The sequence below is a fragment of the Pseudomonas sp. TWRC1-2 genome, assembly GCF_049896685.1.
In the GTDB taxonomy this organism is placed as follows: Bacteria; Pseudomonadota; Gammaproteobacteria; order Pseudomonadales; family Pseudomonadaceae; genus Aquipseudomonas.
On sequence record NZ_JAFCUU010000006.1, the window covers coordinates 65583 to 85775 of the forward strand.

A 20193-nucleotide genomic window follows, 5' to 3' on the forward strand; every position below is an offset into this window, starting at 1 on the left:
CAAAAAAGCCCCGCCCCAACAGTATGCTGGGGCGGGGCGCTTTTCGTCAGGTTGAGGTCGCTAAGGTGTGAACCTTAACGGAACATCGCGCTGATCGATTCTTCGTTGCTGATGCGGCGAACCGCCTCGGCAACTACCGGTGCGATATCCAGTTGACGGATACGCGAACAGGCTTGAGCTGCTGCGGACAACGGGATGGTGTTAGTCACCACCAGTTCGTCCAGCATGGAGTTCTCGATGTTCTCGATCGCTCGGCCCGACAGCACAGGGTGTGTGCAGTAGGCGAAGACTTTTGCGGCACCGTGCTCTTTCAGGGCTTTCGCCGCGTGGCACAGTGTGCCGGCGGTGTCGACCATGTCATCAACCAGAATACAGGTACGCCCTTCGACATCACCGATGATATGCATCACTTCAGAGTGATTGGCTTTTTCACGGCGTTTGTCGATGATCCCGAGGTCAACGCCCAGGGATTTGGCAACGGCCCGTGCACGCACGACGCCACCAATGTCCGGGGACACGATCATCAGGTTTTCAAAGCGCTGGTCTTCGATGTCATCCACCAATACTGGGGACCCGTAGATGTTATCTACCGGGATATCGAAGAACCCCTGAATTTGGTCAGCGTGCAGGTCAACCGTGAGAACACGGTCGATGCCTACCACGGTCAGCATGTCAGCAACGACTTTCGCGCTGATAGCCACACGTGCGGAACGCGGACGGCGATCCTGACGGGCATAACCAAAGTAAGGGATTACAGCTGTGATTCGAGTCGCTGAGGAGCGGCGGAAGGCATCAGCCATCACGACGAGTTCCATCAGGTTATCGTTGGTCGGAGCGCAGGTCGGCTGAATAATGAAGACATCTTTACCGCGGACGTTTTCATTGATCTCGGCTGTAATTTCGCCGTCGGAGAACTTACCGACAGAGATGTCACCGAGAGGGATATGCAGCTGACGTACGACACGTCGAGCCAGATCGGGGTTGGCATTCCCCGTAAAGACCATCATCTTGGACACGCGCAGTACCTAGAGGCTGAGGGTAACCTGGATGAGTATTAGAAAATGGCAGGGGCGGCTGGATTCGAACCAACGCATGGCAGGATCAAAACCTGCTGCCTTACCGCTTGGCGACGCCCCTGTATCTGTTGCAACGAGTACCCAGTACTCGGTTCCTTTAGAGCATACTTTGCAGCTTGCGATGCAACATCGAAACGTTGCTTCCCTTTGCTACAAACCCTGTAAGGGTCTCTGTAAGAAGGGCCGAGACTTTATCAGCTTCAGCTTTGCTTGGGAAGCCCCCAAACACACAACTTCCAGTTCCGGTTAATTTTGCTTCGGTAAATTTACCTAACAAATTCAAAGCGTTACGTACCTCTGGATAACGCCTTGCTACAACCGGTAAGCAGTCATTTCGACTGTTTCCCTTGGGAACGGGGCGCACTTTAATGGGAGGAGAGTTACGTGTCAACAGTGGATCTGAAAAAATTTCTGCTGTACTTACAGATACTTGCGGAACAAGCACGACATACCACGGCTCTTCGGGGTATTCCGGGGTGAGTTTCTCACCCACGCCCTCGGCAAAAGCGGCGTGCCCACGCACGAAAACCGGGACGTCAGCGCCCAGCGTCAGGCCCAGCGTAGCCAGGCGATCGTGGTCCCATCCCAGTTGCCACAAGTGATTGAGGCCGAGCAACGTCGTCGCGGCATTTGAGCTGCCACCACCAATGCCGCCACCCATAGGCAAAATTTTATCGATCCAGATGTCGATGCCCAGGGGGCAATCGGATTGTTCCTGAAGTTTTTTCGCAGCCTTCACAATCAGGTTGCTGTCGTGAGGCACGCCTTCGAATTCGGTGTGCAACTGAATCACGCCATCATCGCGCACGGCGAAGGTCAGTTCGTCGCCGTAGTCCAGAAATTGAAACAGCGTCTGCAGCTCGTGGTAGCCGTCTTCACGGCGACCCAGAATGTGCAGCATCAAATTGAGTTTGGCGGGGGAGGGCAGCGTCAGCGTTGTAACAGTCACGTTTATTGCCCCAGCTTGCGCGGTTGCCAGTCCTTGATCACCAGCGTGACATCAAGGTCGGTGCCATGCAGCTTGATGCGCTCGGGCAGCCAGTAACCGCTTTGTTGCACGTAGCTGAGGTACTCCACCTGCCAGCCATCCTGTTCCAGCGTGGCCAGCCGACTGTCGCCATTGAGGCTCAGGCGACTTTTGCTGTCCGGCGCGGGCAAACCGCGAACCCACCACACCAGGTGCGAAACGGGCAGCTTCCAGCCCATTTGCTGCTCCAGCAATTCTTCCGGCGACGCCGCTTCATAGCGTCCCTGGTTGGCCACTTCCAGGCTGACTTGCCCCGGGCGTCCCGTCAGACGAGCCGCGCCGCGGCCCAGTGGGCCGGACAGGCGAATGTCGTAATAGTCCTGGCGCTGCAGCCAGAACAACGTGCCGCTGCCGGAATCTTTTGGCGCGCGAACCCCGACCTTGCCTTCGATCTGCCAGCCATCAATGCTGCTGAGCTGATCCTTGTGTTGTTTCCATTGCGCCGGGTTGCCCTGGCCTTCAACGGATTCGCGGGCGCCGAAACCCGCGCAACCGGCGAGCAGGGCGATGAAGCTGAAAACAATGACGTGGCGCAAGAACATAAGCTTAAAGGGTCTCGGATCCGGTCAGGCGCTTGATGGTGCCGCGCAGGATGGGGCTTTCGGGTTGTTCCTTGAGGAATTTTTCCCAGATTTGTCGCGCTTCGCGCTGCTTGCCATTGGCCCACAGCACTTCGCCTAGGTGGGCGGCCACTTCCTGGTCGGGGAAGCGTTCCAGCGCCTGACGCAGCAAGCGTTCGGCTTCGTCCAGGTTGCCCAGGCGGTAATTGACCCAGCCCAGGCTGTCGAGCACGGCCGGGTCTTCCGGGTTGAGCTTGTGGGCTTGCTCAATCAGCACCTTGGCTTCGGCGTAGCGCGTCGTACGGTCGGACAAGGTGTAACCCAGGGCGTTCAGCGCCATGGCGTTGTCCGGGTCACGCTTGATGATCAGGCGCAGGTCTTTTTCCATCTGCGCCAGGTCGTTGCGTTTTTCCGCCTGCATGGCGCGGGTGTACAGCAGATTCAAATCGTCGGGGTATTGCAGCAAGGCTTGTTGCAGCAATTTCCAGGCGCGTTCGCCCTGCTTGTTGGCCGACAAGGTTTCGGCCTGGATCAGGTACAGCTGGATCGCGTAGTCCGGTTCGGCATCGCGCGCTGCGGCCAGGCGTTTTTCCGCCTCGTCGGTGCGGCCGTTGCTCATCAGGATGTCAGCTTGGCGCAATTGGGCCGGCAGGTAGTCGTTGCCAGGGCCGACCTGAGCGTACTCGAGCAGGGCCGCCTGCGGGTCGTTGCGCTCTTCAGCGATACGGCCGAGGTTCAGGTGCGCCGAGTCCACATGGCTTTCGCGTTGGATCAGCTCTTCCAGATAGCCCTTGGCCTCGTCCCAGGCCTTGGCTTCCAGGCACACCAGGGCCAGGGAGTAGCGCAATTCATCGTCGTCCGGGTATTGCTGGACCAGATTGGCGAACTGCACCTTGGCGTCTTCCATACGGTCCTGCTCAACCAGCGTGCGCGCATAGGTCAGGCGCAGGCGCTTGTCGTCCGGATACTTCTTGATGCTCTTTTCCAGCAGAGGAATCGCTTCCTTGCCGCGATTGAGGTTCTGCAGCAAGCGCGCACGCAGCAAAATCGGTGCGATCTCGCCGTCTTCCGGCGGATTCTGCTCCAGCAGCTTGAGTGCGGCGTCGGCTTCATCATCCTGTTGCAGCAGTAACGCCTTGCCGAAAATCAGCTGGCTGTTCTTTGGGTGTTTTTGCAGCAGGCGGTCGAAACTCTTCATCAGGCCATTGCGCGTGTCCTGGTCGGTGTCGGCAGCCGACAGCGCGAGGAAGTCGAAATGCGTGTCGCCCTTGCCCAGCAGGACTTTCTCCATATAGACCATGGAATCGTCATAGCGCCCCGCGCGCGCCAGTTGAATGGCCGCGGCCCGCTGCGCTTCCAGATCGTCCGGTGCGTTTCTCGCCCAGATCAGCGAGGTGTCCAGCGCAGCCTGGTCAGCGCCCAGGTATTCGGCGATGCGAAACGCGCGCTCCGAAATGCCCGGATCCTGGGTGTTGATGGCCTGGGTCACGTAGTTATCCAGGGCAATATCGAAACGATTGCGCTGGCCGGCGAGTTCCGCGGTCAGCAGGCTGTAGATCGTTTCTTCATTGAACGAGGAATAAACCTTGGGCTTTTCAGGGGCGGGGGTGCTGTCTTCAACCGGCGGCGTACCGTCCGGCGACACGGGTGCCAAGGTCTGGCAGCCGCTGAGGAAGACAAAAGCAAGGAGCAACGCGGAAGATCTATTCATATAGGAAGAGGACGACTAACCTGCGGTCGGATCATCATGACACAAGCCTTCGGCCAAACATAACCGAGTCTCAGTTGGCGCCTTTATAGGCATAAGCTACTAGGACAATAGACGACGGTGGTTGTTCTGGATCTTTCGAAGTAGGACAATTGTCGGCTTCCCGACATCATCAGCGATATTGAATGGCCTTCCTCGCACTCGGTATTAACCACAAGACTGCTTCCGTAGACGTGCGCGAGCGCGTGGCGTTTACGCCAGAGCAGTTGGTTGAGGCCTTGCAGCAGCTCTGCCGGCTCACCGACAGCCGCGAAGCTGCGATCCTTTCGACCTGCAATCGCAGTGAGCTTTATATAGAGCAGGAACATCTTTCAGCGGATGGGGTGCTGCGCTGGCTGGCCGATTATCACCATTTAAGCCTCGATGACCTGCGCGCCAGTGCGTATGTGCATGAAGAGGATGCGGCAGTTCGTCACATGATGCGTGTCGCCTCAGGGCTCGACTCGCTGGTGTTGGGCGAACCGCAGATCCTTGGCCAGATGAAATCTGCCTATGCCGTGGCCCGCGAGGCCGGCACCGTGGGACCACTGTTGGGGCGGCTGTTCCAGGCCACCTTCAACTCGGCCAAGCAGGTGCGCACCGACACCGCCATCGGTGAAAACCCGGTGTCCGTGGCGTTTGCCGCCGTCAGTCTGGCCAAACAGATTTTCAGCGACTTGCAGCGCAGCCAGGCCCTGCTGATCGGCGCCGGCGAAACCATCACCCTGGTGGCGCGTCATCTGCACGACCTGGGTGTAAAGCGCATTGTGGTCGCCAACCGAACCCTGGAACGCGCGAGCATTCTTGCCGAGCAGTTTGGCGCCCATGCGGTGCTGCTGTCGGATATCCCGGCTGAACTGGTGCGCAGCGATATCGTCATCAGCTCCACCGCCAGCCAGTTGCCGATTCTTGGCAAAGGCGCGGTCGAGAGCGCGCTGAAGCTGCGCAAGCACAAACCGATCTTCATGGTGGATATCGCCGTTCCCCGCGATATCGAGCCGGAAGTCGGCGAGTTGGACGACGTTTACCTCTACAGCGTCGACGATCTGCACGAAGTGGTTGCCGAAAACCTCAAGAGTCGCCAGGGCGCCGCCCAGGCCGCCGAGGAAATGGTCAGCATCGGCGCCGAAGACTTCATGGTGCGCCTGCGCGAACTAGCGGCGGTCGACGTGCTCAAGGCGTATCGTCAGCAGGGCGAACGCCTGCGTGACGAGGAATTGATCAAGGCCCAGCGTCTGCTGGCCAACGGCAGCAGCGCCGAAGAGGTGCTGATGCAACTGGCGCGTGGCCTGACCAACAAGTTGCTTCACGCCCCCAGCGTCCAGTTGAAAAAGCTTACTGCCGAAGGCCGCCTTGATGCGCTGGCCATGGCCCAGGAACTCTTTGCCCTCGGTGAGGGCGCGTCAGATAGCTCTTCGGATAAAAAACCGCAATGAAAGCGTCACTGCTCAATAAACTGGACGTGCTCCAGGACCGTTTCGAAGAACTGACCGCCTTGCTCGGCGATGGCGAGGTCATCTCCGATCAGACCAAGTTCCGCGCCTATTCCAAGGAATACGCCGAAGTTGAGCCGATTGTGGCCACCTACAAACACCTGATGAAAGTGCAGGCCGACCTCGAAGGCGCCCAGGCGCTGCTCAAAGACAGCGACCCGGACATGCGCGAAATGGCCGTGGAAGAAGTTCGCGAGGCCAAGGAAAAACTGGCTGAGCTGGAAGGCGACCTGCAGCGCATGCTGCTGCCCAAAGACCCCAACGACGGGCGCAACGTGTTCCTCGAAATCCGTGCCGGCACCGGTGGCGACGAGGCGGCGATCTTCTCTGGCGACCTGTTCCGCATGTACTCGCGCTACGCCGAGCGTCGTGGCTGGCGCGTCGAGATTCTGTCCGAGAACGAAGGCGAACACGGCGGCTATAAAGAAGTCATCGCCCGGGTTGAAGGCGATAACGTCTACGGCAAACTGAAATTCGAATCCGGCGCACACCGCGTGCAGCGGGTGCCGGCGACAGAATCCCAAGGCCGTATCCACACCTCGGCGTGCACCGTGGCCGTGTTGCCAGAGCCCGACGAGCAGGAAGCCATCGAGATCAATCCGGCGGACTTGCGTGTCGACACCTACCGCTCATCGGGCGCCGGTGGTCAGCACGTCAACAAGACCGACTCGGCGATCCGCATCACGCACTTGCCGTCGGGCATCGTGGTGGAGTGTCAGGAAGAACGTTCCCAGCACAAGAACCGTGCGCGGGCCATGTCCTGGCTGTCGGCCAAGCTCAACGACCAGCAGACCAGCGCCGCCGCTAACGCGATTGCCAGCGAGCGCAAGTTGCTGGTGGGTTCGGGTGACCGCTCCGAGCGCATCCGTACCTACAACTTTGCCCAGGGCCGGGTCACCGACCACCGGGTCAACCTCACGCTTTACTCCCTCGACGAGATTCTCGCCGGCGGTGTGGATGCAGTGATCGAACCGTTGCTCGCCGAATACCAGGCCGACCAATTGGCGGCGATAGGTGAATAAATGACCATCATTGCCAGCCTGCTGCGCGCCGCAGACCTGCCCGACTCGCCCACTGCGCGTCTGGATGTGGAGTTGTTGCTGGCCGCGGCCTTGGGTAAATCGCGCAGCTACCTGCACACCTGGCCGGAAAAAATCGTCAGCAGCGAACATGCGCTGACCTTTGCCGACTATTTGCAACGTCGTCGTGGCGGTGAGCCGGTGGCGTATATCCTCGGCCAGCAAGGCTTCTGGAAGCTGGACCTGGAGGTCGCGCCTCACACGCTGATCCCACGTCCGGAAACCGAGCTATTGGTGGAAGCCGCGCTGGAACTGTTGCCCGCCACGCCTGCCAAGGTTCTGGACCTGGGCACCGGCAGCGGCGCCATCGCCCTGGCCCTGGCCAGCGAACGTCCGGCCTGGCAGGTCACGGCGGTTGACCGCGTGCTGGAAGCCGTGGCCCTGGCTGAACGCAATCGCCAGCGCCTGCACCTGAAAAACGCCACGGTGTTGAACAGTCATTGGTTCAGCGCCCTGCAAGATCAAACCTTCGACCTGATCATCAGCAACCCGCCGTACATTGCCGATAACGATCCCCATCTGGTGGTCGGCGACGTGCGTTTTGAACCGGCCAGCGCGCTGGTGGCGGGGCATGATGGCCTGGATGACTTGCGGTTGATCATCGCCGAATCTCCCGCCCACTTGAATGCGGCTGGCTGGCTGTTACTCGAACATGGCTACGATCAGGCGGCGGCCGTGCGTGACCTGCTGCTTGGCGCAGGCTTTGAAGAGGTGCACAGCCGCCTTGACCTCGGTGGACACGAACGCATCACCCTGGGGCGCCGGCCGTGCTGACCGACCAGGAGCTGTTGCGCTATAGCCGACAGATTCTGTTGCAATATGTCGACATCGACGGCCAATTGCGCCTGAAAAACGCCCGCGCGTTGATCATTGGCCTGGGCGGGCTGGGCGCGCCGGTGGCGCTGTACCTGGCGGCAGCCGGTGTAGGTGAGTTGCACCTGGCGGACTTTGACACCGTTGACCTGACCAACCTGCAACGCCAGATCATCCATGACACCGAGAGTGTCGGGCAGACCAAGGTCGATTCGGCCCTGCGTCGTCTCGCGGCGATCAACCCTGAAGTCAAACTGCTTGCTCACCGCGCAGCGCTGGATGCCGATTCACTGGCCGCGGCGGTAGCGGCGGTGGACGTGGTGCTCGATTGCAGCGACAACTTTTCCACCCGTGAAGCGGTGAACGCCGCCTGTGTTGCCGCCGCCAAGCCATTGATCAGCGGCGCAGCGATTCGCCTGGAAGGGCAACTGTCGGTGTTCGACCCGCGTCGCGCCGACAGCCCGTGTTACCACTGTTTGTACGGGCATGGCAGCGACACCGAACTGACCTGCAGCGAAGCCGGCGTCGTCGGTCCGCTGGTTGGCGTGGTCGGCAGCCTGCAAGCACTGGAAGCCCTGAAACTGCTGGCCGGTTTCGGTGAGCCGCTGGTAGGCCGCTTGTTGCTGATTGATGCGTTGACCACACGTTTTCGCGAATTACGCGTCAAGCGCGACCCCGGTTGCAGTGTCTGTGGGACGCAGCATGGTTAAGAGCGCGCCCATCGGTGTGTTCGATTCCGGCATCGGCGGCTTGACCGTGCTGGACGAAATTCAGCAGTTATTGCCCCATGAGTCGCTGCTGTACGTGGCTGATTGCGGGCATATCCCCTACGGCGAGAAAACCCCGGCATTCATTCTTGAACGCTCCCGGTATGTCGCCGAATTTTTCCGCGAGCAAGGCGCCAAGGCGTTTGTGATTGCTTGCAACACGGCGACCGTCGCCGCCGTTGCCGATTTGCGCCAGGACTACCCCGACTGGCCCCTGGTAGGCATGGAGCCCGCCGTCAAACCCGCCGCCGCCGCCACTCGCAGCGGCGTGGTCGGTGTACTCGCCACCACTGGCACCCTGCAAAGCGCCAAGTTTGCTGCTTTGCTTGATCGCTTCGCCACCGACGTGCGTGTGATCACCCAGCCATGCCCGGGCCTGGTGGAGTTGATTGAAAGCGGCGACCTCGACAGCCCCGAACTGCGCCAGATGTTGCGCGGCTATGTCGAACCGCTGCTCAGTGCTGGCTGCGACACGATCATTCTGGGCTGCACCCATTATCCCTTCCTCAAGCCGCTTCTGGCGCAGATGCTTGCCCCGAGCATCATCCTGATCGATACCGGCGCTGCCGTGGCACGCCAGCTCAAGCGTTTGCTGGGCGAGCGTGACCTGCTGGCCAGCGGCAACCCTGAGCCGGCCCGGTTCTGGACGAGCGGTAACGTCGATCATTTAAGAAATATCCTACCTACACTATGGAAACATTCCGGAGTTGTGCGAAGCTTCGACGCGTGAAAAATTCGTGAAATACCGGGGTTAGACGCTGAACTTCTGGCTATGCGCGCGCTTCTATAGCGAGTTAGCTTGTACCAAACCATACAACTTCGTTCTCAAGGACTGTTTCTTATGAAGCGCTTGTTCTGTTTGGCTGCGATTGCGGCCGCCGTGGTAGGACACTCTGTTTCGGCCCAGGCCGCTGGCCTGGAATTTGGTGTGGGGAGCACCAGCGATTCGACCATGACCTATCGGTTGGGGCTGACATCGGATTGGGATAAAAGCTGGTGGCAGAGCGATACCGGCCGGTTGACCGGCTACTGGAGCGGCGCGTACACCTACTGGGAAGGCGACAAACGTGCGGGCGCCAGCAGCCTGTCGTTCTCGCCGGTATTTGTGTATGAGTTTGCCGGGGCATCGGTAAAACCTTACATCGAGGCCGGCATCGGCGTGGCCGCGTTCTCGCGCACACGCCTGGAAGACAACAACATCGGCCAGTCCTTTCAGTTTGAGGACCGCCTGGGCTTTGGTTTGCGTTTCACCGGTGGGCATGAGGTGGGCATTCGTGCCACGCACTATTCCAACGCGGGCATCAGCAGCAATAACGACGGCGTAGAGAGCTACTCGTTGCACTACACCTTGCCGTTGTAAATCATCAGGCACCTGCTGACTAATGTGGGAGCTGGCTTGCCCGCGATGCAGACACCTCGGTCTATCAGTTACACCGAAGTGATGCTATCGCAGGCAAGCCAGCTCGCACATTTTGATTTTCATCTACCTCAGGATCAGCGATACGCCGTCGCAATCCCTTCACGCTCGGTGAGGCATTCCGGCGCACCCATCTCGAACTCCCGGCAGATCAGCGGCCGTCGCTCGTAAATCGTGCACATCATCGTGTCCCGGTCCAGCGCCGCACACCAGCCATCATCCAGACGCAGCATCACTTCGCCGCCCCAATCGTCCGTATCGATATAGCGCTCCGGCACGCCGGTGTCGGTGATCAGCATCACTTCCAATTGGCAACAGCAGGCCGCGCATGTCGAGCAAGTGACGGCGGGTTCGGTGATTTGAGTGTGGGGAATGTTGGTCATAGGCGCGCAGTGTAAGGCAAGCGTGTCAGGTAGGTGTGAAAGCTCTGACGGACGTCAGTGCCCCAGTTGTCGGGCGATCCAGTGCAGCACCGGGAACACCAGCGCCCAAAGCAGCGCCAGGCCAATCAGGGTTGGCGCCGTGCCGTAACCGAAACCCACGCCGGCCAATTGGCTGCCCGCGTAATAAGACAACGGCCCGCCGACCGCGCCCAACACGCTGGCGCGCCACCAGGGCTGGGCACTCCAGGCCAGGCAATGGCGTAGCGTGGTGGCGAGCAACGCCCACAGCAACACCAGCCAAAACGGGATCAGCGGCCCCGGAAAACTGAAATGAAAGACGCCAAAGGTGCGCAATGCGGTATCCACCACAGTGCCAAACAACGTGACGGCGAGGATCACCTGGCCTTCCCGCGACCATGAACTTATCCACAGCAGGTGGATGGCCAGCACTGCACCGACCACCAGCAACCATTCGCTGTCGCCCCCCAGCACACAGGCAAACCAGCCGCACTGGAACAGTACGGCGTTCGCCAGCGATTTAAGCACTGAAGCGCCCAAGCAAGGGTGGGTTGATTGCCGCAGGTTTGGCCAGCAGCAACTGCGCGGTGCCTATCGTACGTTCCATGAACCCACCTTCGCAGTAGCACAAATAGAATTCCCACAAGCGCAGGAAGTATTCGTCGTAGCCCAACTCGGCAAGGCGGCCATGGGCGCGGCGGAAGTTTTCATGCCACAGGCGCAGGGTTTTTGCGTAGTGCAGGCCGAAGTCTTCCATGTGCAGCAGGTTCATGTCGGTGTCGCGGCTGACGATGTGCAGCATGTTCTGCACGCAGGGCAGGGCGCCGCCGGGGAAAATATAGCGCTGGATGAAATCGACGCTATTCTTGGCCTGCTCAAAACGCTGCTCGCGAATCGTGATGGCTTGCAGCAGCATCAGGCCGTCGCTCTTGAGCAAATGCGCGCACTGCTTGAAGTAGGTCGGCAGGAAGCGATGGCCCACCGCCTCGATCATCTCGATGGACACCAGCTTGTCGTATTGACCGGTCAGGTCGCGGTAGTCCTGCAACAGCAGGGTCACCTGGCCCTGCAGTCCCAGGGCATCGATGCGCTTTTGGGTGTAGGCAAACTGCTCTTTGGACAAGGTCGTGGTGGTGACTTTGCAGCCGTAATGCTGCGCTGCGTACAGCGCCATGCTGCCCCAGCCGGTGCCGATTTCGAGCAGATGGTCGGTGGGCTTGAGTGCAAGCTTTTGGCAGATGCGTTCCAGCTTGTTCAATTGCGCCTGTTCCAGGGTGTCATCGGGCGTCAGAAATTGCGCCGCCGAGTACATCATGGTCGGGTCGAGGAATTCTTCGAACAGGTCGTTGCCCAGGTCATAGTGGGCGGCGATGTTTTTCTGCGAGCCCTTGCGCGTATTGCGGTTGAGCCAGTGCAGGCCTTGAGTGAAGGGGCGTGCCAGGCGCGCCAGGCCACCTTCCATGGCGTCGAGCACCTCCAGGTTGCTGACCATCACGCGCACCACGGCGGTCAAGTCCGGGCTGGTCCAGTAACCGTGGATAAACGCCTCGCCGGCGCCGATCGATCCGTTGGCCGCCACCAGGCCCCACACCGCCGAGTCGAGGATCTGGATTTCCCCCAGCAGGTGCGCTTCGCGGGCACCGAACACTTGGCGTTCGCCGTCCTCGATCACCACCAGCTGGCCGTGGCGCAGTTGGCTGAGTTGGCGCAGCACGGCCTTGCGCAGCAATGCGCTGGTCATGCCGTTGACGTTCAGGCGATTGGTCTTGACCGATAAGCTAGGGGATTTCATGGCGGCGATCCTTGGTATACCCGACTGCGGTGCGAGAGGCGCCATCGGCGGCCTGATGGGAAAAAATCGGTGTGCGTTTGAGCAACAGGCGCATGGCCTGCCAGTAAATGGCCAAGCACGTCTTGGCGGTCATCCACGGGAAGCGCCACAGGTAGCGATGCAGGCTGGCGCGGTTCAACGCTTCCTTGTGCAGGCTCAGCGTGGCGTCGAAAACCTTCAGCTCACCTTGCCAGTCGGCCATGTGCACGCCGAGCTTGGCGGCGGGCGGGCTGAAACTCATGCGGTACTCCAGGTCGCGTGGCAAAAACGGCGACACATGGAAGGCCTTGGCCACGGCGAAGTGCTGATGCTCATCGGCGCCGAGCGCCTGGGCCGGCAGCACGTAGTGATAGCGCTCGCGCCATGGGGTGTTGGTCACTTCACACAGGATCGCGGCCAGTTGCCCATCGGCCTCGAAGCAGTAGAAGAAACTCACCGGGTTAAAAGCCAGGCCCCAACTGCGAGCCTGGGTCAGCAGGCAGATAACGCCCTGGGGCTCGCGCCCCAGCGCCTTGCCAACTTCCTGGCGCACGGCATCGCTCAAGCTCATGCCGTGGCGCGTGAATTCACGCAGGTAATCCTGCTGGCGAAAGCCAAAGGGCGCCAGGCGACCAGCGCCGGCCAGGGGCGACAGTCCGAGCACTTCGTCTTGTTCGCTCAAATCCAGGTACAGCAGGCCGATGCGGTAGCGAAAGGCGTGAGCCTTGGGCGCAAACCGGCGATGGGCGATCCAGCCGCTGTACAGGGCGCTGTTCACAGGGTTTCTCCAAAGGCTTGAGCCACGCGCAATGCGCTGACCACGCCGTCTTCGTGGAAACCATTGGCCCAGTAGGCGCCGCAAAAAAAGGTGTTGCGCGTGCCTGCCAATTCTTCCCAGCGCGCTTGGGCAGCGACCGCCGCGAGGCTGTATTGCGGGTGCGCGTAGGTGTAGCGCGCGAGGATCTTCAGCGGGTTGATCATCGGCGTCTGGTTGAGGCTGACGCAAAAGGTGGTGGCGCTGTCGATGCCTTGCAAAATGTTCATGTCGTAAGTGACGGCGGCCTGGGTTTGGGTATCGCCGGTCAGCCGATAATTCCAGCTGGCCCAGGCGAGCTTGCGGTCCGGCAGCAGGCGCGTGTCGGTGTGCAGCACCACATCGTTGTCGGCGTAAGGCAGCGCGCCGAGGATTTCCTGTTCCGCCGTGCTGGGGTCGGCCAGCAAGGCCAGGGCCTGGTCGCTGTGGCAGGCCAACACGACCCGGTCAAACGTCTCGCTGCCGGCGGCGCTGTGGATCACAACGCCCTCGTCGGTGCGCTCGACGTTATGCACCGGGCAATTGAGGCGCACCTGTTCGCGAAAGCTGCGCGTCAGCGGCTCGATGTAGCTGCTCGACCCGCCCTCGATCACGCACCACTGCGGCCGGTTGTTCACCGAGAGCAAACCGTGGTTCTTGAAAAAGCGCACAAAGAACTGCAACGGAAAGCCGAGCATGTCGGCCAGGGACATCGACCAGATCGCCGCGCCCATCGGCACGATGTAATGCCGGATAAAGCGTGGGCCGTAGCCGCCGGCTTCGAGGTAATCGCCCAGGGTCATCTCGGCGCTGATGCGTTGTTCCTGCAGGTCCAGCGGCGCCTGGCGATTGAAGCGCAGAATGTCGCGCAACATGCCCCAGAACCCTGGCGACAGGATATTGCGGCGTTGGGCAAACAGGCTGTTGAGGTTGTTGCCGTTGTACTCGAATCCGGCGCTTTGATCGCACACCGAAAAACTCATTTCGGTGGGTTTGAAGCTGACGCCAATTTGCCCCAGCAAGCGAATGAAGTTGGGGTAGGTCCAGTCGTTGAACACGATAAACCCGGTGTCCACCGCGTAGCTTTTGCCCTCAACCGTGACGTCGACCGTATGGGTATGCCCGCCAATGCGGTCGCCCGCTTCGAACACAGTGATGTCGTGGCGACGGCTGAGCAGGTAAGCGCTGGTCAGCCCGGCGATGCCGCTGCCGATAATGGCGATCTTCACAGGTCGTCCTTCTTCGGTGGCGGGCTGCGCAACATGCGTTTGCCGATAATCAATTGCGCACGGTTGGGCAGCTTCGACAGCGGCCACAAGGTGGCGATAAACATGGCGGGAAAGGCGATTTCCAGCGGACGTTTTGCCAGCTTGGCGAAGATATGCCGCGCGGCCTTGTCGGCGGACCAGCTCAGGGGCATCGGGAAGTCGTTGCGTTCGGTCAGCGGGGTGTCGACAAAGCCCGGGCTGATCACGGTGACGTCAATATTTTCGGGCGAGAGGCTGATGCGCAGGGATTCGAACAGGTAGCGAAGTCCGGCCTTGGACGCACCATAGGCTTCGGCGCGGGGCATGGGCAGGTAGGTGACGGCGCTGGCTACGCCGACCAGGTGCGGGGAATGCCCGGCGCGCAACAGCGGCAGCGCAGCTTCGATGCAATAGCTGCTGGCCAGCAAGTTGGTGCGCACCACGTACTCGACAATCGATGCATCAAATTGCTTGGCATCGACATACTCACAGGTGCCGGCGTTGAGAATGACCGTATCGACGGAGCCCCAGACCACGCCGATGTGCTCGCCGATCTCACGCACGGTCTGGCTGTTGGTCAGGTCGCCGGCCACCACCAGCACTTGGCCCGGATAACGTTGGGCGAGGGCTTCCAGCGGGCCTTTCGTGCGTGAGCTGAGCGCCACGTGGGCGCCGCTGTTGAGCAGCTCCACGGCCAGCGACGCGCCGATGCCACTGCTGGCGCCGGTCAGCCAATATCGGCGGGGCGGTGTAAGGCTCATCCCATTCTCCTTTTCAGCCAGCCGACGACGCGGCCGAGTACTGGCAGGTGTTCGTAGAGCAGAGCGCCTGCATCGAAATAATCCCGGTGTCGGTACACCTTGTCGCGCCACATCAGGTGTGAGCAGCCTTCAACCCGGATCACTTTGCCGCTGTTCAGGCGCGGGTGGCAAAAACTCATCTTCCAGCGCAGGTAGCCTTCGCCTTCGGCCACTTGGTCGAAGCCGTGAAAGTCAAAACGCAGCTGGCTCACATTGCCATACAGCTCGGTGAAATAGCGGTGCAGGGCCGTCAGCCCGTGCACTTCATGCAGCGGGTCGGTGAAGGCGATGTCCTTGCTGTACAGGCTGTCGAGCAGGTGCAGGTTGTGCTTGTCCAGCGTCGCAAAGGCCTGGGCGAACCGCTGCAGGAAGTCACTCATGTTCGGCAACCCCCTGGCGCGAGGGCAGGCTGCGGAAGGCGGCCAGGGCGCGCTCGCGGGACTTTTTCAGGTCGACGATAGCGCGTGGGTAATCGGCCACGCCAAACAGGCCGCCAACCGCCTCGGGGTTGTGCACTTCCTTCTTGTTCAGCGCCGCCAGTTCCGGCAGCCAGTGCTTGATGAACACGCCTTCGCTGTCGAATTTTTCCGACTGGCTCAGCGGGCTGAAAATCCGGAAATACGGCGCCGAGTCGGTACCGGTGGAGGAGCTCCACTGCCAGCCGCCGTTGTTGGCGGCCAGGTCGCCGTCGATCAGGTGGCGCATGAAGAAGCGCTCGCCTTCGCGCCAGTCGATCAGCAGATTCTTGGTCAGGAACATCGCGACCACCATGCGCAGGCGATTGTGCATCCAGCCGGTTTCGAGCAACTGGCGCATGGCGGCGTCGATGATCGGCAGGCCGGTGCGCGCTTGCTGCCAGGCGGCGAGGTCCTTGGGCGCATCGCGCCAGGCCACCGCTTCGGTCTCGGGACGAAACGCACGGTGGCGCGACACCCGTGGATAGCCGACCAGAATGTGCTTGTAAAACTCGCGCCAGAGCAGTTCGTTGATCCACGTGATCGCGCCGATGTCGCCACTTTCAAACTCGCCCTGGTTGGTTTGCAAGGCGGCATGCAGGCACTGGCGGGGCGAAACTACGCCGGCGGCAAGGTAGGCGGACAGTTGGCTGGTGCCGGGTTTGGCCGGGAAGTCGCGCTCATCTTTGTAGTAGCTGATTTGTTGATCGGCGAAGGCGTCGAGACGGCGGCGTGCTTCGTCTTCACCGGCCGGCCAGAGCGCGCGCAAGGCTTCGCTGGGCGGCTCGAACCCTTGGACCTGTGCAGGTATCGGATCGCTTTTGAGCTTGATCGGCGCCTGGGCTTTGGGTGTTGCCACCAAACGGGGAAGGGCGCTGTGCAGGCGGCTGTAGCAGACCTTGCGGAACTGGCTGAAGACCTGGAAGTACGTGCCGCTTTTGGTCAGCACGCTGCCGGGCTGGAAGAACAATTGGTCCAGGTAGCTGTGGAACGTCACGCCCTGGGCTTCCAGAGCCTGAGCCACGGCGGCATCGCGGCGGGTTTCGTGGATACCGTATTCCTCGTTGACGTGGACCGACTCGACCGACAGCTCCCGACACAGCGTGCCGAGCACGGCGGGCGCCTGGTCCCAGGTCGCGGTGGTGCGGATCAGCAGGGGAATGTTCAGCTCGCCGAGCGCCTGGCTCAAGTGCTGCAGGTTGCGCAGCCAGAAGTCGACTTTGCACGGTGCGTCATCGTGGGCCAGCCACTGTTGGGGAGTGATCAGGTACACGGCCGCAACCGGGCCTCGCTGGCAGGCGGCGGCCAGGGCGGTGTTGTCGTGTAGGCGCAGGTCGGTGCGCAGCCAGATCAAATGCATTTAAAGAAGTCCACGCTGGATCAGAATCAAGTGGGCCGACAACGGGTCTTCGGCCACGAACAATTCAGGGGTTTCACGGGTTAATACGGCCAACTCGGCCTGGTGGATGCATACCGTTGGTCCGGCAATCAGCGTTGGGCAACCGACGCCGCCCAGCAGCTTGGTGAGTGTCGACACCTGCAGGGCCTTGCTCGAATACAGCAGCACGGCCCGCGGTTGCAGGTGCTCCACCGCTAACGCCAGCTCACCGACCGGCAACGGCCAATCGAAGACTTCCACTGGGCAATCGGCGCTGCTGGCCAGCCAGGCGCTGAGCCACAGATGCGGCTCCAGCGGCAGGTCCGAGTGGTTGACCAGCAGCAGCGGGGCGCCTTGCAGCTGGCGATTGTTGTGATAGATGCGTGCGCCGAACTTGCTGCGCAGCCAGGACAGGAAAAATACCCGCTCCATCTGGGCGCCGAACTGGCCTTGCCAGCGCTGCTCGAGTTCCTGGAGCAGCGGCAGCAGCAACTGTTCGCACAGGGTACGTGGCGGGTACAACGCCATGGCTTGGTTGAACGCATCGTCGACCCGGCGCTCGGCCAACGCGCTGATGGCGTTCACCAGGTTCTGGCGCAGGGCGTGCCATTCGTTTTCGACGGTGTCGGGGCTGACCTGGGCGGAGTCGATCAAGCCTTTGACCTGGCTGACCGGCACACCGCGGTTGAGCCAGGTCAGGATGGTGTGGATGCGTTGCACGTGTTCGGCGCTGAACAGCCGGTGGCCCTTGGGCGTGCGCTGGGGCACGATCAGGCCGTAGCGGCGTTCCCAGGCGCGCAGGGTCACGGCGTTGACGCCGGTCTGGCGCGCCACTTCGCGAATCGGCAGCCAGCCGTCTTGGAGGGCTTGGGCGATGTCTTCGCCGGGCTCGTCTTGCAGGGCAGCTTTCATAATGTACTTTTCATGGGTCAGATCGCATTACGCAGGCTGAGGTTTTCCGGGTGCGGTTGCAGGTAGGCCTGCTGCGCGATGTAACGGTCCGGGTGTTGGCGGAAGTGATGTTTGAGCAGGGTCAGCGGCACCACCAGCGGCACGATGCCGGTGCGGTACTGGCCGATGACGGTTTGCATTTCCTGCTTGTCGTCGGCGCTGATGGCCTGCTTGAGGTAGCCGCTGATGTGTTGCAGCACATTGGTGTGAGTGCCGCGGGTGGCGCATTTTTTCAGGCCGGTCATCAGCTCGCTGAAATAGCCGGCGGCCAGTGCGTCGAGAGAGGTGTCCTTGCTCATGCTGCCCAGCAGGTGGCCGAGGCTTTTGTAATGCACCGGGCTGTGGGCCATCAGCAGGTATTTGTAGCGCGAGTGAAACGCCAGCAGGCGGTGGCGGGTCAGGCCCTCGGCCAGCAGTTGTTGCCAGCTGGCGTACACAAAGACGCGGGTCAGGAAGTTTTCCCGCAACACCGGGTCATTCAGCCGGCCGTCTTCTTCCACCGGCAGGTTGGGGTGGCGCGCGCAGAACGCCTGCGCGTAGATGCCGCGCCCGCCGCCGTCCACAGGTGTGCCGTTCTCACGGTAGACCTTGACCCGTTCCAGGCCACACGACGGCGACTTCTGCATGAAGATGTAGCCGCACAGATCGGTGTGTTCCAGGGCCATCTGCTGGCCGTATTCGTCCAGTGGCTGCGTAACGTTGAGATCACGGCGCACCGTGCCGACGGCCTGCGGCTGGGCAGGGTCGCCCACCAGGCGGATCGGTTCGCGGGGGATGCCCAGGCCGATGGCAACTTCGGGGCACAGCGGCACGAAGTCGAAGTAGTCAGCGAGCGTCTGGCTGCACAGCAGGGATTGTTTGTGTCCGCCATTGAAGCGCACGTTCTCGCCTAACAGGCAGGCGCTGATGGCGATCTTCGGTTTTCCAGTGCTGGACATGTTCAAACCTCTCCGAGATTCCTGTACAAACTCTTAAGTCTGTACAACTAAATCTCATCATAGGTTTGATGCTGTACAAGTCAAATATTTTGTACAAGTATTTTCGGGCAAGCTACTTCCAGCCTATTCGCCAATCTTCGGCGTTCTGCAGGGTTTGCCAGGCCAGGCGTTCAGCACGGCGAGTCATGACGGCTTGCAGCTCGATTTCCAGCACAGTGCCTTCCTCGTCACGAAACAATTCGGTGACCAAGAAGTGTTTCTCCTTGTTGCGAGGACGCGCTGCTGTCCACTTCGACAGCAGCAGTTTGGCGGGATTGATGCGGTTCATTGCAGGTGCTCGATCAAGCGTCGCGCCGCTTCCTGGCCGCTGAGCCATGCGCCTTCGACCCGACCGGACAGGCACCAGTCGCCGCACACATACAAGCCCAGGTCAGCATCGGCCAGTACCCCGAATTCATGCGCGCTGGAGGGTCGCGCGTACAGCCAGCGATGCGCCAGGCTGAAAGAAGGCGCGGGCATGGCGCTGTGCAGCAGTTCTGCGAAGGCGCCGTGCAGGTGTTCGATGACGGCTTCTTTGGGCAAGTCCAGGTGCGCCTTGCTCCACGCGCTGGTGGCGTGCAGCACCCACGTGTCGAGAGTGGTATCGCGCCCGGGTTTGCTGCGGTTGCGCGCGAGCCAGTCGAGGGGGCTGTCCTGGACGAAACAGCCTTCCATCGGCGTGTCCAGAGGTTTGTCGAAAGCCAGCGCGATGGCCCAGGTCGGGTCCATTTTCACCCCAGCAGCGGCACCCGCCAGCTTGGGCGCGGCGGCGAGCAGCGCGGTGGCCTGGGGCGCCGGCGTGGCAATCACGACGTGGCTGAACGGGCCGTGATTGCCGCCGTCGGCGTCCAGCAGGTTCCAATGCTGTTTGCCCTGGAACACTTCGGTGATGCGGCAACCGAACTCCACTGGCAAATCATCCAGCAGCGCACGGGTGATAGCACTCATGCGCGGCGTACCGACCCAGCGAATTTGCTCGTCGGGAGAGGGCGTGAGCTGACCGGACTTGAAGTTGTACAGCTGGGGTTTCCACTGCTCGGCCCAGCCGTTGCTTTGCCAGCGTTGCACCTCGTTGACGAAGCGCCGGTCGCGGGCGGTGAAGTATTGCGCACCCATGTCCAACGCGCCAGCGTCGCTGCGCTTGCTGGACATGCGGCCGCCGCTGCCGCGGCTTTTATCGAAGAGTTGTACAGCGTGCCCCGCGTCTCGTAACGCTCGGGCGGCGGAGAGACCGGCGATGCCGGTGCCGATGATCGCGATGGGAACAGTCATGGGAGGCCTCGTTTTACCGTTGGGTACAGACTACGCCGACACCAATAGCTGTACAATATTGTTTTTTGGTATAAGTTTTGGCGTACCTGTTCTTACGACGTGGCCTATGGTTAAAGCTGAGGCTTAACCA

22 protein-coding genes and 1 tRNA gene are annotated in these 20193 nt (G+C 61.0%); 6 read left to right on the forward strand and 17 right to left on the reverse strand.

From position 1 onward, the window contains the following. Positions 1-74: 74 nt before the first annotated feature. From ACP7B3_RS18125 to ACP7B3_RS18145, 5 genes are all read right to left on the reverse strand, one after another. Positions 75-1016, reverse strand: coding sequence for a ribose-phosphate pyrophosphokinase (locus ACP7B3_RS18125; RefSeq protein WP_003208392.1), 942 nt, complete (start codon positions 1014-1016; stop codon positions 75-77). A 46-nt stretch (positions 1017-1062) separates the two neighbouring features. Next, positions 1063-1137, reverse strand: a tRNA-Gln gene (locus ACP7B3_RS18130). A gap of 36 nt (positions 1138-1173) precedes the next feature. Beyond that, positions 1174-1977, reverse strand: coding sequence for a 4-(cytidine 5'-diphospho)-2-C-methyl-D-erythritol kinase (gene ispE / locus ACP7B3_RS18135; RefSeq protein ID WP_426180452.1), 804 nt, complete (start codon positions 1975-1977; stop codon positions 1174-1176). Between the two features lie 50 nt (positions 1978-2027). Then, entirely contained in the window at positions 2028-2645 is a 618-nt protein-coding gene (gene lolB, locus ACP7B3_RS18140) for a lipoprotein insertase outer membrane protein LolB (RefSeq protein WP_177016585.1), read from the reverse strand. 4 nt (positions 2646-2649) lie between these two features. Next, positions 2650-4374 (reverse strand): tetratricopeptide repeat protein, encoded by a 1725-nt coding sequence (locus ACP7B3_RS18145; RefSeq protein ID WP_242194851.1) that lies wholly within the window; start codon positions 4372-4374, stop codon positions 2650-2652. A 182-nt stretch (positions 4375-4556) separates the two neighbouring features. Between ACP7B3_RS18145 and hemA the strand changes: the two genes are divergently transcribed. The 6 genes from hemA to ACP7B3_RS18175 all read left to right on the forward strand — a co-directional run bounded on the left by hemA (position 4557) and on the right by ACP7B3_RS18175 (position 9922). Next, a complete protein-coding gene (gene hemA / locus ACP7B3_RS18150) occupies positions 4557-5846 on the forward strand; it encodes a glutamyl-tRNA reductase (RefSeq protein WP_426180018.1) in 1290 nt (429 codons plus the stop codon). Continuing rightward, the gene (gene prfA, locus ACP7B3_RS18155; protein WP_119736461.1) at positions 5843-6925 is read left to right on the forward strand and encodes a peptide chain release factor 1; all 1083 of its coding nucleotides are present in this window, start codon (positions 5843-5845) and stop codon (positions 6923-6925) included. Before hemA ends, prfA begins: the two co-directional genes overlap by 4 nt. After that, positions 6926-7756 (forward strand): peptide chain release factor N(5)-glutamine methyltransferase, encoded by an 831-nt coding sequence (prmC, locus tag ACP7B3_RS18160; protein ID WP_369302547.1) that lies wholly within the window; start codon positions 6926-6928, stop codon positions 7754-7756. Beyond that, positions 7750-8505: a molybdopterin-synthase adenylyltransferase MoeB gene (gene moeB, locus ACP7B3_RS18165; RefSeq protein ID WP_426180021.1), complete on the forward strand. Its 756-nt coding sequence runs from the start codon at positions 7750-7752 to the stop codon at positions 8503-8505. Before prmC ends, moeB begins: the two co-directional genes overlap by 7 nt. Beyond that, positions 8498-9292 carry a glutamate racemase gene (gene murI, locus ACP7B3_RS18170; protein ID WP_426180023.1) on the forward strand — a complete coding sequence of 265 codons (795 nt, stop codon included), beginning with the start codon at positions 8498-8500 and terminating at the stop codon, positions 9290-9292. Before moeB ends, murI begins: the two co-directional genes overlap by 8 nt. A 111-nt stretch (positions 9293-9403) precedes the next feature. Continuing rightward, the gene (locus ACP7B3_RS18175) at positions 9404-9922 is read left to right on the forward strand and encodes an acyloxyacyl hydrolase (RefSeq protein WP_145165577.1); all 519 of its coding nucleotides are present in this window, start codon (positions 9404-9406) and stop codon (positions 9920-9922) included. A 134-nt stretch (positions 9923-10056) separates the two neighbouring features. Here the strand turns inward: ACP7B3_RS18175 and ACP7B3_RS18180 are convergent, their stop codons facing one another. The 12 genes from ACP7B3_RS18180 to ACP7B3_RS18235 all read right to left on the reverse strand — a co-directional run bounded on the left by ACP7B3_RS18180 (position 10057) and on the right by ACP7B3_RS18235 (position 20063). Continuing rightward, on the reverse strand, positions 10057-10362 hold the full coding sequence (locus ACP7B3_RS18180; RefSeq protein ID WP_016977069.1) for a YkgJ family cysteine cluster protein: 306 nt from the start codon (positions 10360-10362) through the stop codon (positions 10057-10059). A gap of 54 nt (positions 10363-10416) precedes the next feature. Continuing rightward, positions 10417-10908: a DUF2878 domain-containing protein gene (locus tag ACP7B3_RS18185; protein WP_404486791.1), complete on the reverse strand. Its 492-nt coding sequence runs from the start codon at positions 10906-10908 to the stop codon at positions 10417-10419. After that, on the reverse strand, positions 10901-12172 hold the full coding sequence (locus ACP7B3_RS18190) for an SAM-dependent methyltransferase (RefSeq protein WP_145165579.1): 1272 nt from the start codon (positions 12170-12172) through the stop codon (positions 10901-10903). The genes ACP7B3_RS18185 and ACP7B3_RS18190 overlap by 8 nt, the downstream gene beginning before the upstream one ends. Continuing rightward, complete coding sequence (locus ACP7B3_RS18195; protein ID WP_124416390.1) at positions 12159-12968, reverse strand: DUF1365 domain-containing protein; 810 nt, start codon at positions 12966-12968, stop codon at positions 12159-12161. Before ACP7B3_RS18195 ends, ACP7B3_RS18190 begins: the two co-directional genes overlap by 14 nt. Then, positions 12965-14212 carry an NAD(P)/FAD-dependent oxidoreductase gene (locus tag ACP7B3_RS18200; protein WP_426180026.1) on the reverse strand — a complete coding sequence of 416 codons (1248 nt, stop codon included), beginning with the start codon at positions 14210-14212 and terminating at the stop codon, positions 12965-12967. The genes ACP7B3_RS18195 and ACP7B3_RS18200 overlap by 4 nt, the downstream gene beginning before the upstream one ends. After that, on the reverse strand, positions 14209-14991 hold the full coding sequence (locus tag ACP7B3_RS18205; RefSeq protein WP_106578568.1) for an SDR family NAD(P)-dependent oxidoreductase: 783 nt from the start codon (positions 14989-14991) through the stop codon (positions 14209-14211). Before ACP7B3_RS18205 ends, ACP7B3_RS18200 begins: the two co-directional genes overlap by 4 nt. After that, positions 14988-15410: a nuclear transport factor 2 family protein gene (locus tag ACP7B3_RS18210; protein ID WP_426180029.1), complete on the reverse strand. Its 423-nt coding sequence runs from the start codon at positions 15408-15410 to the stop codon at positions 14988-14990. Before ACP7B3_RS18210 ends, ACP7B3_RS18205 begins: the two co-directional genes overlap by 4 nt. Next, positions 15403-16845 carry a deoxyribodipyrimidine photo-lyase gene (gene phrB, locus ACP7B3_RS18215; protein WP_426180032.1) on the reverse strand — a complete coding sequence of 481 codons (1443 nt, stop codon included), beginning with the start codon at positions 16843-16845 and terminating at the stop codon, positions 15403-15405. Before phrB ends, ACP7B3_RS18210 begins: the two co-directional genes overlap by 8 nt. Then, on the reverse strand, positions 16846-17775 hold the full coding sequence (locus tag ACP7B3_RS18220; RefSeq protein ID WP_404486800.1) for a MerR family transcriptional regulator: 930 nt from the start codon (positions 17773-17775) through the stop codon (positions 16846-16848). Between the two features lie 17 nt (positions 17776-17792). After that, on the reverse strand, positions 17793-18752 hold the full coding sequence (locus ACP7B3_RS18225) for a YbgA family protein (protein ID WP_242194828.1): 960 nt from the start codon (positions 18750-18752) through the stop codon (positions 17793-17795). Between the two features lie 112 nt (positions 18753-18864). Then, complete coding sequence (locus tag ACP7B3_RS18230) at positions 18865-19080, reverse strand: TIGR02450 family Trp-rich protein (RefSeq protein ID WP_106578573.1); 216 nt, start codon at positions 19078-19080, stop codon at positions 18865-18867. Further along, positions 19077-20063, reverse strand: a complete 987-nt coding sequence (locus tag ACP7B3_RS18235; RefSeq protein ID WP_106578574.1) for an NAD(P)/FAD-dependent oxidoreductase — start codon at positions 20061-20063, stop codon at positions 19077-19079. The genes ACP7B3_RS18230 and ACP7B3_RS18235 overlap by 4 nt, the downstream gene beginning before the upstream one ends. Between the last annotated feature and the right edge of the window lie 130 nt (positions 20064-20193).